This is a genomic window from Streptomyces sp. MAI_2237 (genome assembly GCF_054189285.1).
Window position 1 is genome coordinate 705,963 of sequence record NZ_JAJPGQ010000003.1, and the last position, 12,989, is coordinate 718,951.

The 12,989-nt window shown below is 70.6% G+C and carries 17 protein-coding genes and 1 tRNA gene; 15 read left to right on the forward strand and 3 right to left on the reverse strand.

The window, feature by feature from the left end:
• The first annotated feature begins 22 nt into the window (after positions 1–22).
• Positions 23–328 (forward strand): hypothetical protein, encoded by a 306-nt coding sequence (locus LN251_RS13480; protein ID WP_458244651.1) that lies wholly within the window; start codon positions 23–25, stop codon positions 326–328.
• Positions 329–376: 48 nt separating this feature from the next.
• Positions 377–499, forward strand: a complete 123-nt coding sequence (locus LN251_RS13485) for a hypothetical protein (RefSeq protein WP_458244652.1) — start codon at positions 377–379, stop codon at positions 497–499.
• Between the two features lie 19 nt (positions 500–518).
• Here LN251_RS13485 and LN251_RS13490 read toward each other — a convergent pair whose 3' ends face one another.
• Positions 519–2,108: a helicase HerA-like domain-containing protein gene (locus tag LN251_RS13490; protein WP_458244653.1), complete on the reverse strand. Its 1,590-nt coding sequence runs from the start codon at positions 2,106–2,108 to the stop codon at positions 519–521.
• Between the two features lie 106 nt (positions 2,109–2,214).
• On the opposite strand from LN251_RS13490, the gene LN251_RS13495 reads away from it, so the two are divergent.
• Both LN251_RS13495 and LN251_RS13500 read left to right on the forward strand, forming a co-directional pair.
• Positions 2,215–2,511, forward strand: coding sequence for a type II toxin-antitoxin system VapB family antitoxin (locus LN251_RS13495; protein WP_003999914.1), 297 nt, complete (start codon positions 2,215–2,217; stop codon positions 2,509–2,511).
• Between the two features lie 112 nt (positions 2,512–2,623).
• Complete coding sequence (locus LN251_RS13500) at positions 2,624–3,271, forward strand: LytR C-terminal domain-containing protein (protein WP_458244654.1); 648 nt, start codon at positions 2,624–2,626, stop codon at positions 3,269–3,271.
• 91 nt (positions 3,272–3,362) lie between these two features.
• On the opposite strand, the gene upp is transcribed toward LN251_RS13500, so the two are convergent.
• Positions 3,363–3,998, reverse strand: a complete 636-nt coding sequence (gene upp, locus LN251_RS13505; RefSeq protein WP_351563514.1) for a uracil phosphoribosyltransferase — start codon at positions 3,996–3,998, stop codon at positions 3,363–3,365.
• 95 nt (positions 3,999–4,093) lie between these two features.
• On the opposite strand from upp, the gene LN251_RS13510 reads away from it, so the two are divergent.
• The 9 genes from LN251_RS13510 (at position 4,094) to LN251_RS13550 (ending at position 9,521) form a co-directional block, all read left to right on the forward strand.
• A complete protein-coding gene (locus LN251_RS13510) occupies positions 4,094–4,279 on the forward strand; it encodes a hypothetical protein (protein WP_079078070.1) in 186 nt (61 codons plus the stop codon).
• A gap of 240 nt (positions 4,280–4,519) precedes the next feature.
• Positions 4,520–5,053, forward strand: a complete 534-nt coding sequence (locus LN251_RS13515; protein WP_458246716.1) for a tRNA adenosine deaminase-associated protein — start codon at positions 4,520–4,522, stop codon at positions 5,051–5,053.
• Positions 5,054–5,091: 38 nt separating this feature from the next.
• Complete coding sequence (gene tadA / locus LN251_RS13520) at positions 5,092–5,517, forward strand: tRNA adenosine(34) deaminase TadA (RefSeq protein WP_458244655.1); 426 nt, start codon at positions 5,092–5,094, stop codon at positions 5,515–5,517.
• A gap of 56 nt (positions 5,518–5,573) precedes the next feature.
• Positions 5,574–5,658, forward strand: a tRNA-Ser gene (locus tag LN251_RS13525).
• 355 nt (positions 5,659–6,013) lie between these two features.
• Positions 6,014–6,190, forward strand: coding sequence for a hypothetical protein (locus tag LN251_RS13530; RefSeq protein ID WP_203237704.1), 177 nt, complete (start codon positions 6,014–6,016; stop codon positions 6,188–6,190).
• A 26-nt stretch (positions 6,191–6,216) separates the two neighbouring features.
• Entirely contained in the window at positions 6,217–6,510 is a 294-nt protein-coding gene (locus LN251_RS13535) for a Dabb family protein (RefSeq protein WP_058924411.1), read from the forward strand.
• 182 nt (positions 6,511–6,692) lie between these two features.
• A complete protein-coding gene (locus tag LN251_RS13540) occupies positions 6,693–7,541 on the forward strand; it encodes an RNA polymerase sigma factor SigF (protein WP_362983740.1) in 849 nt (282 codons plus the stop codon).
• A 317-nt stretch (positions 7,542–7,858) separates the two neighbouring features.
• Entirely contained in the window at positions 7,859–8,749 is an 891-nt protein-coding gene (locus LN251_RS13545; protein WP_058924409.1) for an RNA polymerase sigma factor SigF, read from the forward strand.
• A 49-nt stretch (positions 8,750–8,798) separates the two neighbouring features.
• Positions 8,799–9,521 carry a hypothetical protein gene (locus LN251_RS13550; RefSeq protein ID WP_458244656.1) on the forward strand — a complete coding sequence of 241 codons (723 nt, stop codon included), beginning with the start codon at positions 8,799–8,801 and terminating at the stop codon, positions 9,519–9,521.
• Positions 9,522–9,534: 13 nt separating this feature from the next.
• Here the strand turns inward: LN251_RS13550 and LN251_RS13555 are convergent, their stop codons facing one another.
• Positions 9,535–9,732 carry a hypothetical protein gene (locus tag LN251_RS13555; protein ID WP_142153387.1) on the reverse strand — a complete coding sequence of 66 codons (198 nt, stop codon included), beginning with the start codon at positions 9,730–9,732 and terminating at the stop codon, positions 9,535–9,537.
• 194 nt (positions 9,733–9,926) lie between these two features.
• On the opposite strand from LN251_RS13555, the gene LN251_RS13560 reads away from it, so the two are divergent.
• Together LN251_RS13560 and LN251_RS13565 are read left to right on the forward strand one after the other, a co-directional pair.
• Entirely contained in the window at positions 9,927–10,430 is a 504-nt protein-coding gene (locus LN251_RS13560) for a MarR family winged helix-turn-helix transcriptional regulator (RefSeq protein WP_362983746.1), read from the forward strand.
• 13 nt (positions 10,431–10,443) lie between these two features.
• A complete protein-coding gene (locus LN251_RS13565) occupies positions 10,444–12,981 on the forward strand; it encodes an MFS transporter (protein ID WP_458244657.1) in 2,538 nt (845 codons plus the stop codon).
• The last annotated feature ends 8 nt before the right edge of the window (positions 12,982–12,989 follow it).

Sequence of the window (12,989 nt, forward strand, 5' to 3'; positions counted from 1 at the left end):
CGTGTCGGGGGAGAGGACCTCCGTGACCTCCGCACGACGCCGCCCGCACCGCCGCTCCTGGCTGCGGGCGCTCGTGCTGCTGCTCGCGCTGCTGGTCCCCCGGGAGGCCTGGACGGTGGCGTCCGCGCCGCCACAGGCCATGAGCGCCGAGTACGACGTCTCGGAGACGGCGGCGCTGCCACCCCTCCTCCGCTCCCTGCAACGCCCGGCCGTGCCCCCGCGGCCGGCGCCACTGCCGCCCCCGGCACCCGCCGGGCCCGCGGCGCCCTCCCGGAGCCTCCCGGCGCGCCTCCCGCGTCTCCTGCGCACCGTGGTCCTGCGCTGCTGACGGACCCCGCCCCCAGGCACGGTCCGTCACGACGCGAGGAACACACTCATGCCCACAGACCCGTACGCGATCCTGCGCGCCCTGCTGCGCGCGGAGGCCGCCCGCAGCGCGCCCAAGCCGGACGCGAGGAAACCGCAGCAGCAGCGGCCCCCGGAGGAACGGGGCCGCTGACCGAGCGGCGGAGGCGGGCCTACCGCCTCCGCCGTGCCGTGCCGAAGAGGGAGCGGGTGATCTCGCGACCGATCTGCGTGCCGACCGAGCGGGCGAGGGACTTGAACATGCCGCTGCCGACGACCTGTTCGACCACGCTCGGCTGCGGCTTCGCCTTCGGCGCCCTGGCGGCTTCCTTCATCTCCTCCGGCCCCTTGGCCCCGGCGGGCTGGTCCGACGTCAGCTTCTCGTACGCCGATTCCCTGTCCACAGCCTGTGCGTAACGCCCGTACAGCGCCGAGGAGCGCACCGCCTCGTCCAGGGCGGGGCCGTCGAGCGGTCCCATCAGGGACTCGGGTGCGCGCAGCCGGGTGGCGGCGACCGGCGTCGGGGCGCCCTTCTCGCTGAGCACGGTGACGACGGCCTCGCCGGTCCCCAGGCCCGTGAGCAGCTCCTCCAGGTCGTAGGCGCTGTTCGGGAAGGTCTTCACCGTCGCCTTGAGGGCCTTCTGGTCGTCCGGTGTGAACGCCCGCAGAGCGTGCTGGACACGGTTGCCGAGCTGGGCGAGGACGTCGGAGGGTACGTCTTTCGGGGTCTGGGTGACGAAGAAGACGCCGACTCCTTTCGAGCGAATCAGCCGGACGGTCTGCGTGATCGCGTCGAGGAACGCCTCGGAGGCGTCGTCGAAGAGCAGGTGGGCCTCGTCGAAGAAGAACACCAGCCCCGGCTTCTCGGCGTCCCCGACCTCCGGCAGGTCGTGGAAGAGGTCGGCGAGCAGCCACATCAGGAACGTCGAGAACAGCTGCGGCCGGTCCTGTACGGCGGCGAGTTCGAGGACGGAGACGACGCCCCGCCCGTCGGGCGCCGTGCGCAGGAACTCGGCGGTGTCGAACTCCGGCTCCCCGAAGAAGTCGGCCATCCCCTGGGCCTCGAACGCGGTCAGCGAGCGCAGGATGACGCCGGCCGTGGCGGCCGACAGCCCGCCGATGCCCTTCAGCTCCGCCCTGCCCTCGTCGGAGGTGAGGAAGGCGACGACCGCGCGCAGGTCCTTGAGGTCGACCAGCTCAAGGCCCTTGGTGTCGGCGTAGTGGAAGATCAGGCCGAGGGACTGCTCCTGGGTCTGGTTGAGCCGGAGCACCTTGGCCAGCAGCACCGGCCCGAAGCTGGTGACCGTGGCGCGCACGGGGATGCCGTGCCCGAGCCCGCCGAGGGCGTAGAACTCGGCGGGAAAGCCGGTCGGCGTCCACTCCTGGTGGACCTCCGCTGCCCGTGCCCGCACCTTGTCGTTCGGCTCTCCGGCCGCCGAAACGCCGGACAGGTCGCCCTTGATGTCGGCGAGGAAGACCGGCACGCCCTGCGCCGAGAGCTGCTCGGCGACCAGTTGGAGCGTCTTGGTCTTGCCGGTGCCGGTGGCGCCCGCGACCAGACCGTGCCGGTTGAGCATGGTCAGCGGGATGCGGATCTGCGCGTCCGGCAGGCACTCCCCGCCCCACATCAGGGCGCCGAGGTCCAGCGCCGGGCCGGTGAAGGCGTACCCGGAGGCGATCTCCAGGGCCTCCCGGGGGAGAGCGCGGGCGCTTCCCGGGGCTTCGGACGTGGTTGCCGGTGGCATGGTCTCGCGCTCGCTCATGTCAGACCCTCTGTTCCCGGTTCGGCCCGCTTTGCGGCATCTTTTCCAGCGTCGCACTCCGTCTCCATGGCTGCGCCCGGAAGGTCTTGACCGGTAGGCTTTCCGTGTGATCTTCAAGCGCATCGGAAACGGCCGGCCGTACCCCGACCACGGCCGGGAAAGCACCCGGCAGTGGGCGGACGTCGCGCCGCGCCCGGTCCGCCTCGATCAGCTCGTGACGACCAAGGGACAGCTCGACCTGGAAACACTCCTGGCCGAGGACTCGACCTTCTACGGCGACCTGTTCGCCCACGTCGTCAAGTGGCAGGGCGACCTCTACCTGGAGGACGGCCTGCACCGCGCGGTGCGGGCGGCGCTGCAGCAGCGCCAGGTGCTCCACGCGCGCGTGCTGGAACTGGACTGACACGCCCGGGATCGAGGACGGTCGGTAAAGGCTTGGCCCTTTCGGGTTCACCTGCGCGGCGTCGAATGATCATCTAGTAGGCATCGCCGCTCAGGCGCACTACGCTGCGCTCATGAGCATGCTGACTCCCCCCGGCATGGGTGGCAAATACCGGATCAAGGGAGACAAGTACCCCCGGATGCGCCCCCGCCGGAGGCGCGGCAGGCTCACCCTCGCCGCCACGGCCTCCGTCGTCGTGCTCGGCGTGCTCGGCTGGGGCACGCTGCAGCTCGTCGACGTCTTCACCGGCGGCGGCAAACAGGCCTCGGCCGCCGGCCCCAAAGCGGACTGCTCCACGCGGGTCAGCGCGAGCGCGTCCGCCGCGGCCGCCACGAAGGTGCCCAAGCCCGCGCAGATCACCGTGAACGTCTACAACGCCACCCCGCGCAGCGGGCTGGCCAAGGACACCGCGGACGAGCTCAAGAAGCGCGGCTTCAAGATCGGTGACGTGGGCAACGCGGCCAAGGAGTTCGACAAGAAGGTCAAGGGCACCGGGATACTGCTGGGCCCGGCGTCGTCCCTGAACACCTCGCTGCCCGTGCTGGGTACCCAGCTTTCCGGCGCCGAGCGCCGCACGGAGGCTTCCCGTAAGGGAGCCGACGTCGATCTGATCATCGGCACGGGTTTCACGTCGCTCATGAAGCAGGCGGACGCGGACAAGGCGATGGCCGCGCTGGGCAAGCCGGTGCCGGCGCCCACCTCTTCGAAGAAGACCTGCTGAGAGGCGCTTGCCCGCCGTAGGGGGCGCGGTCGCACGGCGGCCGCAGGTCCGACGCGGCCGGTCGCGCGGTTCCCCGCGCCCCTGGGGGGTGTTACTCGGCCGCGCCGTAGAGGCGATCTCCCGCGTCGCCCAGGCCCGGGACGATGTAGCCGTGCTCGTTGAGGTGGTCGTCGACCGCCGCCGTCACGACCGTCACCGGCGTGCCCGCCAGCTCGCGCTCCATGAGCTCCACGCCCTCGGGGGCCGCCAGCAGCACGACCGCGGTCACGTCGTCCGCACCGCGCTTGATCAGCTCCTGGATGGCCGCGACCAGCGTCCCGCCGGTCGCCAGCATCGGGTCCAGGACGTAGACCTGGCGCCCGGAGAGGTCCTCGGGCATCCGCGAGGCGTACGTCGAGGCCTGCAGGGTCTCCTCGTTGCGGATCATCCCCAGGAAGCCCACCTCGGCGGTCGGCAGCAGCCGGACCATGCCGTCCAGCATGCCGAGGCCCGCCCGCAGGATCGGGACGACCAGCGGGCGCGGCCGGGAGAGCTTCACACCGGTGGTCCGGGCGACCGGCGTCTGGATGTCGATCGCCTCGGTGCGCACGTCGCGCGTGGCCTCGTAGGCGAGCAGGGTGACCAGCTCGTCGGCGAGACGGCGGAAGGTCGCGGAGTCGGTGCGCTGGTCGCGCAGGGTGGTGAGCTTGTGGGCGACCAAGGGGTGGTCGACGACGTGGAGACGCATGGCCTAACAGTAACCGCGGCCGGGGAACGCTCGCTCTGGCATCAAACCGGCCATCGGAGGGAAAGTGGGAGGGACGCAAACGGGGTGGTGAACCAATGCCTGAACCTGAGTCCCGAGCGGACACGTCACAGCAGGAGACCGACGCCGAGCGCCGGCGGCGCCGCGCCCGGTTCCTGCGCGAGCTCGCGGAGGCCCGCGAACTGCGGGACCGGGTGCAGCCCCGCCGCGCCAAGGTCGCCCGCCTTCGTCACGCCATGCGCATGCGGACGTTCCGCTGGTAGCCGGGGTCCGTCGCGGGAGCCGAGTAGGGCAACCGGGTGCATGCGCCTCACGTTTGCCGCGTACGATCCCGCTGGTGGTCGATCAAAACGAGCGGACACAGGGAGCCGAAGACGTCCCCTGAACGCCTTGTTTCTGCCACGATTCCGAGTGGGTGGGGCTCGGAGCCAAGCTCTCTCCGCCCGAAACCTCCGCCGGGGGGACCCCCAACCGGCACACCTATGACCAGTGGGAGAGTCACGGTGTACTTCGCCGCACTGCTCGCGCGCACCGAAGACGGGTGGGAAGCGAGCGACACAGAGCTCCTCGACAATGTGGAGACGCTGTCGGATCTGGCCGACCTGGCCCGTGAAGCCTCGCCCGACGACGACACGGTGCTGGTGCTCATCGAGCAGGAGGACGCGTGGTTCGGCGTCGTCCGCGTGGACGGCGAGGACGACCCTCGTATCTACGTCTCGGACGCCGCCGCCGCCGCTCGCAGCAGTTACGGCGAGATCCTCCTCACCGACGAACTGCTCGGAAGGGAGCCCGGCGACGACGGCCCCGACCTCGACGCCCTCGACCTCGACGGGACCGAGGACGGCGAGGACGAGGACGACGACGGAGACGAGGTGAGCGGCTCCGCCGAGGCGGTGCCGCACAGCCCCGTCGGCGACGCCGAGATCCTCGACGACCTCGGCGTCGGAGCCAAGGAGCTGCGCTCCCTGGACGAGGACGCGCTGACCGCGATCGCCGAGGCCCTGGGCGCCTCGGAGGTCCTGGAGACCGTCCGCTGACGGCGGCCGACCCCGTACGTGACCGCTGGCGGGCCGCGATGCGGCTCGCCCTGGCCGAGGCCGGGCGGGCCGGCGCGGACGTCCCCGTCGGCGCCGTCGTGCTGGCCCCGGACGGCACGACGGTGATCGGCGCCGGGCACAACGAACGCGAGGCCACCGGTGACCCGACCGCGCACGCCGAGATCCTGGCGATCCGGCGGGCCGCGGCCGGCCTCGGCGAGTGGCGGCTGTCCGGCTGCACGCTCGTCGTCACGCTGGAGCCGTGCACGATGTGCGCGGGCGCGATCGTGCAGTCCCGGGTGGACCGGGTCGTCTACGGCGCCCGCGACGAGAAGGCCGGCGCGGCCGGCTCCGTCTGGGACGTGGTCCGCGACCGCCGGCTCAACCACCGTCCCGAGGTCGTCGAGGGCGTGCTCGCCGAGGAGTGCGCCCGGCTGCTCACCGACTTCTTCCGGGCCCGCTGAGAGGCACCCGAATACCGATTTCAGGGCATGGGCCACTGTGCTGTAAGGTCTCCCTCGGTAGCGTGTCCGAGCGGCCGAAGGAGCTCGCCTCGAAAGCGAGTGTGGCGCAAGTCACCGAGGGTTCAAATCCCTCCGCTACCGCTTGAGAAGGGTCCCGTCGAAAGACGGGGCCCTTTGTGCGTCGGCAAGCGAAATGCAGGACGAGGGAGACGGCTTCGAGGGATGAGCCGCCTCCCCCGGCGGGGACCGGACCCTCAAGTGCGCGTCGCCGACGGGGGAGAACAGCGGTGCGCACCCCGCAGTGGGGTTCGGTCCCGAGCCCGGGATTCCTGCCAGATCCTGCGGGCTCGATTCCATCCTGCTCCTCGACGCGGCCGCGCGGACCCGGCAAAGGCCCCGGGCAGGCGGGCCGTTGGTCCTTAAAGTCCGTGTGAAGTTACACTCACCGGCGGCAACAGGGGTCCCTAGCAGCACATCAGTCACAGGGGAGGCCGCGATGGCGGTGAACGCGAAGAAGATCGCCGTCTATGCACTCGTGGTCTTCGCGCTCTACGTGATCATCACGGACCCGGCCAAGGCCGCCGACTACGTGCAGATAGCGTTCGAGGGCATCTCGGACGCCGCCAAGGCCATCGGCGACTTCTTCACCTGGCTCGCCGACGGAGCCAAGTGACCGACCGTCACCCCTCAGGAGCGCACATGATCCGCCACCTCGTCCTCTTCAAGCTCGACGAGGGCGTCGAGCGCGACGACCCGCGCGTCGTGGCGGGCGTCGAGGCCTTCCGCGCGCTGGAGGGGAAGATCCCCGAGATCCGCTTCTGGGAGCTGGGCTGGAACTTCAGCGACCGGCCCATCGCCTACGACTTCGCCATCAACTCCGGATTCGACGACCCGGAGGCACTGCGCCGCTACCTCGAGCATCCCGAGCACCAGGCCGGCGTGGCCCTGTGGAAAGAGTTCGCCACCTGGGTGATCGCCGACTACGCGTACTGAGCCGATAGGCCGACCGAGCCGGTCCACGTCACCTGCCACCCCTTCGGAGCCCTCCGCCTCAACGGCGGAGGGCTTTCGCGCGTCAACACGGGGTTATGCGGTGCTTGCACACAGTGCACATGTCTTGTGATGCTATGACCGCTTTTGACGGATGAGTTGACCGATGAAGACCGTTTGAAGAGGTGGCGTTGACCGTGTCGGCCAGTACTGCGCCTCCCCAGGAGGTCACGGAAGTCACGGAAGCAGCGCCGGCCGCTCCGCAGCGCAGCCGCGGAGCCGACACCCGGGCCCTCACCCAGGTGCTCTTCGCCCAGCTCAAGGAGCTCAGGCCGGGCACGCCCGAGCACAACCGGGTGCGCGGGGCCCTGATCGAGGCCAACCTCCCGCTGGTGCGCTACGCGGCCGCCCGCTTCCGCTCCCGCAACGAGCCGATGGAGGACGTGGTCCAGGTCGGCACCATCGGGCTCATCAACGCCATCGACCGCTTCGACCCGGACCGCGGCGTGCAGTTCCCGACCTTCGCGATGCCGACGGTCATCGGCGAGATCAAGCGGTACTTCCGGGACAACGTACGGACCGTCCACGTACCGCGCCGGCTGCACGAGCTGTGGGTGCAGGTCAACAGCGCCACCGAGGACCTGACGACCTCCTTCGGGCGCACCCCGACCACCTCGGAGATCGCCGAGCGGCTGCGGATCTCCGAGGACGAGGTGCTGTCCTGCATCGAGGCCGGCCGCTCGTACCACGCGACCTCGCTGGAGGCCGCCCAGGAGGGCGACGGGCTGCCCGGACTGCTGGACCGTCTCGGCTACGAGGACCCGGCGCTGGACGGCGTGGAGCACCGCGATCTGGTCCGCCATCTCCTCGTCCAGCTCCCGGAACGCGAACAGCGCATCCTTCTGCTGCGCTACTACAGCAATCTCACCCAGTCGCAGATCAGCGCGGAACTCGGCGTCTCTCAGATGCACGTCTCGCGGCTACTCGCGCGTAGTTTCCAGCGGCTGCGTTCCGCGAATCGGATCGAGGCATAAGAGGCGCACGGGAGCACACCCGAGAACACAGCGGATCATCGCAGTTCGCAAGCAGGATCGAGCGGTAACCGGCACGAGCGAATTGCTCATCGGCGCCCTTCCCGACAGTTCTGCGCAGAAAAACGCTCAGACCGCCTCTTTCCAGGGCCGATTCGCCTCTGCGGTGTCGACATGTCACTACAGCGTGTTGCCGACATGTGACATTCTTCCGGCAGAGCGTTTGCCGTGGCTTCGGCTCCGGTATTCAGGTGAAGGCTGAACTCCTCGCCACGAGGCGGGGGTCGGCCGCGACCGTCCCGCGACCCAGAGGGGGTGGCATGTCCGCAGAACAGGGCAGCTCGAAGGTGCTCACGCTCACGAAGAGCGAGTCCGCGCCCGACGCCGTGCTCGACGACGTCCCGGTTCTGGAGGCCCTGCCGGCTCCGGCTCTCCCGGCCTCGTCCGAGTCCATCGACACCCGCACCCTGTCCCGCTCCCTGTTCCTGCGGCTCGCCGCCCTGGACGAGAACAGCCCCGAGCGCGCCTACGTCCGGGACACACTCATCGAGCTCAACCTTCCGCTCGTGCGGTACGCGGCGGCCCGCTTCCGCTCCCGCAACGAGCCGATGGAGGACATCGTCCAGGTCGGCACCATCGGCCTGATCAAGGCGATCGACCGCTTCGACTGCGAACGGGGCGTGGAGTTCCCGACGTTCGCGATGCCGACGGTGGTCGGCGAGATCAAGCGGTTCTTCCGCGACACCTCGTGGTCGGTGCGCGTCCCGCGCCGCCTGCAGGAGCTGCGGCTGGCCCTCACCAAGGCCAGCGACGAGCTGTCGCAGAAGCTGGACCGCTCCCCGACCGTGCCCGAACTCGCCGCCGTGCTGGGCGTGTCCGAGGAGGACGTGGTCGACGGCCTGGCGGTGGGCAACGCCTACACCGCGTCGTCGCTGGACTCGCCGGCGCCGGAGGACGACGGCGGCGAGGGTTCGCTGGCCGACCGGCTCGGTTACGAGGACAGCGCCCTGGAGGGCGTCGAGTACCGCGAGTCCCTCAAGCCGCTGCTGGCCAAACTCCCGCCCCGTGAGCGGCAGATCATCATGCTCCGCTTCTTCGCGAACATGACGCAGTCGCAGATCGGCGAGGAGGTCGGCATCTCCCAGATGCACGTCTCCCGGCTGCTGACCCGGACGCTGGCCCAGCTGCGCGAGGGCCTCATCTCGGACTGATCCCTTCGCGGGGGTTCCTCTTTGACGGAGTGTCAGCCACCATGGCGCGATGCTTCGTGGGACTCCTGGGCCGACGTGGACACCCGGCCGTCGAGGCGCCCTGATCGGCGCGTCGGCGGCCGCCGTCTGTCTCGGCGCGGTGCTGGCCGCGTGCGGGGGCGGCGGCAAAGGCGGCGGTTACGTCGCGACCGGAGCGGTGGGCGGCGCGTCCTCCGCTACGGCGATGACGCCGACGGGCAGTGTGACGCTGGTGCCGCTGGACGGTCCGCGCGAGGCGAGCGGGTCACCGTCGGGCGCCGGCCACAACGCCCCTGCCGCGCACGTGACTTCGCCCAGCGACACGGCCCCGGCGCCCGGCGCGAGCGGAGGTCCGGCGCGCGACCAACCCGGGTCGGACCCGACGACGGCCGCTCCGTCCTCTCCCGCGGCGCCTTCCAACCACGCCAGCCCTTCCGGCCCGGCCCGCCCCGCCGCGCTGACCTGGTCGGACCCGGTCCGCGAGGCCACCGGTGAGCGCCGGTGCGAGGACGTGACCCTGACCTTCACCAACTCCGGCGGCACCGCGGTGCGTTCGGGCACGGTGACCTTCGGGACGCACGTCATCGGCGCGCTCGGCGTCGACTGGGGCACCGTCACGTCGGACGCGGCGCTCCCGGCGCCGATCGGAGCCGGGGTGCGCGAGGCGAAGACCTGGACGGTGTGCGTCGACGCCTGGCGCGTGCCGCTGGGCATGCACATCGAGACGCGGGACGTCACCGTCCGGTGGAAGTGAGCTGTCGTACCGCTTACATCAGGGCGAGCCAGGCCACGGCGGCCACGACCGCCACGGCGACGACGATGCCGACGATGAGGCCGATGCGGGGGCCCGCCGGGGCGGCGGCCTGCTGCTGTCGGCCCTGCGGCCCCTCGTCCACGAACGCGCGGAACATCTGGGTGCTGCCGGCGGGGTCGTAGTTGCCCTGGGGGTTCTGGGGGTTTGCCATAGCCCGAGACCCTAGCGAATCCGCGGTTGTGGCCCAAGTGGGGGGCCGGGCCCCGGAAGGGCGGCCTCCACCTGCGCATTTACGTTCACAATACTTGCCTTTGCCAAGTTTTTATGCCGCCCACCCCCGATATGTTTGCCTGCAGCAACCAACAACTCTTATGGTTGCCCTAAGCAACGAATGCGGGAGGTGCCATGGCCGAGAGGGCGCAGTACGAGGAACTGATGCGTCAGTTCAGTGCCTTCGGCGCCGTGAAGCGGGAGCTCGGGCGGATCATGCCGTCCGACTGCCCGAGCGGCAGCGCCGGCGTGCTGACCCTGCTGGGCCGCTTCGGCGACATGCGCATGAGCAGGCTCGCCGAGCTGCTCGCCGTGGACATGTCGGTCACCAGCCGCCATGTCGCCCACCTCGCCGAGCGCGGCTGGATCGACCGCTCCCCCGACCCGACGGACAAACGGTCCCGGATCGTGCACCTGACGCCCAAGGGCCTGGCCCAGCTGGAGCTGCTCTCCGAGCGGACCACGCAGCTGCTGGCCGACTGCCTGAGCGACTGGAGCGACGAGGAGGTCGCCCAGCTCACGCGGCTCATGGCCCGGCTGCGCGCCAGCTTCGACGGCAGCCGCGTCGGCGTACCGCCCCGGCTGCCGCCCCCCGCGACCGAACTCGAAGCGACCACCCGTACACCCGCGAACACGTAAGAAAAGGAAGCCCATGGCAACGACCACACCAGCCGGTGTGCGGGCTCATGCCAAGCACGGGGGAGGCTCCGCCGAGCACGGCCCGATGACGCATCGGCAGATCATGGAGGCGCTCTCCGGTCTGCTGCTCGGCATGTTCGTGGCGATCCTGTCGTCGACGATCGTCTCCAACGCCCTGCCGCACATCATCAGCGACCTCGGCGGCGGCCAGTCCGCCTACACCTGGGTCGTCACCGCCGCCCTGCTGTCGATGACCGCGGCCACTCCCCTGTGGGGCAAGCTCGCCGACCTCTACAGCAAGAAGGCCCTCGTCCAGATAGCCCTGGTCATCTACGTCCTGGGCTCCATGGCGGCCGGCCTGTCGCAGAACTCCGGCATGCTGATCGCCTGCCGTGTCGTCCAGGGTGTCGGTGTCGGCGGTCTGTCGGCCCTCGCCCAGATCGTCATGGCCGCGATGATCTCGCCGCGTGAGCGCGGCCGTTACTCCGGCTACCTCGGTGCCACCTTCGCGGTCGCCACCGTCGGCGGCCCGCTGCTCGGCGGCGTCATCACCGACACCTCCTGGCTGGGCTGGCGCTGGTGCTTCTACGTCGGCGTCCCCTTCGCCGTCATCGCGTTGATCGTCCTGCAGAAGACCCTGCACCTGCCCGTGGTCAAGCGGGAGGTCAAGGTCGACTGGGGCGGCGCCACCGCCATCGCCGCCGCCGTCTCGCTGCTGCTGGTCTGGGTCACCTTCGCCGGTGACAAGTACGACTGGCTGTCGTGGCAGACGTACAGCATGGTCGGCGGTTCGATCCTGCTCGGCGCGCTCTTCGTGCTGATCGAGTCCAGGGCGAGCGAGCCGATCATCCCGCTGCGCCTGTTCCGCAACCGCACCATCACCCTGGCGTCGCTGGCGTCGATGTTCGTCGGCATCGCGATGTTCGCGGGCACGGTGTTCTTCAGCCAGTACTTCCAGCTGGCCCGCGACAAGTCCCCGACGATGTCCGGCGTGCTGACCATCCCGATGATCGGCGGTCTGTTCGTCTCCTCGACCGTCTCCGGGCAGTTCATCACCCGCACCGGCCGCTGGAAGGCCTGGCTGGTCAGCGGTGGCGTCCTGGTGACGGCCGGACTGGGCCTGCTCGGCACCATCCGGTACGACACGGCCTACTGGAAGATGTCGATCTTCATGGCCCTGCTGGGTCTCGGCATCGGCATGATGATGCAGAACCTGGTGCTGTGCACGCAGAACCAGGTCGACCCGAGCGACCTCGGCTCGGCGAGCTCCACGGTCACCTTCTTCCGGTCCCTCGGCGGTGCGGTCGGCGTCTCCGCGCTCGGTGCGGTGATGGCCCACCGGATCACGCACTACGTCAAGGACGGCATCGCCGCCCTCGACCCGCAGTACCGGGCCGCGCTGGCCGGTTCCAGCTCGTCCACGGACACCATCCCGGACATGAACAAGCTGCCGGTGCCGATCCGCACGCTCATGGAGAGCGCCTACGGCCACGGCATCGCCGATGTCTTCATGATCGCCGGCGCCCTCGCGGCCGTCGCGTTCTTCATCACCCTGTTCATCAAGGAGGTCCCGCTGCGGACCAAGGGCGCCCTGGCCCAGGCCGCGAGCGGGGCGGACGCCCCGGCCGACGCGGAGGCCGTCGCCGCCGAAGCCCCCGCCGCCGAGGCTCCGGCCGCCGAGCACGTCCCGAGCTGGGCCGTGGCCTCCGAGCCGGAGACCGCCGGTGACGGCACGCAGCGGCTGGCCGCCGTGGCGACCATCGCCCGCCCCGAGGAGGCGGCCGGCTCCGGCGGCATCCCGGTGCGCGGCTTCGTCCGCGGCAACGAGAGCGCTCCCGTCCCGCAGGCCGCCGTCACCCTGATCTCGCTGGCCGGACGCCAGCTGGGCCGGTCGGTGACGCAGGCCGACGGCTCCTACGCCGTGGACGCGCCGAGCGTCGGCTCCTACGTGCTGATCGCCGCCGCCGACGGTTTCCAGCCGCAGGCGTCCACCGTCGTGGTGAACGGCGAGCCGGTCGCGTACGACGTCCTGCTCAGCGGCACCAGCGGGCTGAGCGGTGTGGTGCGGGCCGCCGAGAACGCGCTGCCCGTCAAGGACGCCATGGTCATCGTGACCGACGTGCGCGGGGAACTGCTGGCCACCGGCAACACCGGTGAGCAGGGCGAGTTCTCCTTCGCGGAGCTGGTGCCGGGTGCCGCGACCGTCGCGGTGAACGCCGCCGGGTTCCGGCCGCGCGCCCTGCCCGTCGAGGTCGGCGGCACCGGGGTCACCCGGATCGAGATCGACCTGGACTCCGGGGCCCAGCTCCAGGGCGTCGTCCGGGCGCCGCACGGACCGCTGGCCGACGCACGGGTCACCCTCGTGGACGCGGCCGGCAACGTGGTCGGCACCGCCACCACCGGGCCGGACGGGGCGTACGCCTTCACCGACCTGAACAGCGGCGAGTACACGGTCATCGCGACGGGCTACCCGCCGGTCGCCACCGCGCTCACCGTGAACGGCCGCGGCGTCGACGACCACGACATCGAACTGGCCCACCCGGCCGAGTAGTTCGGTAT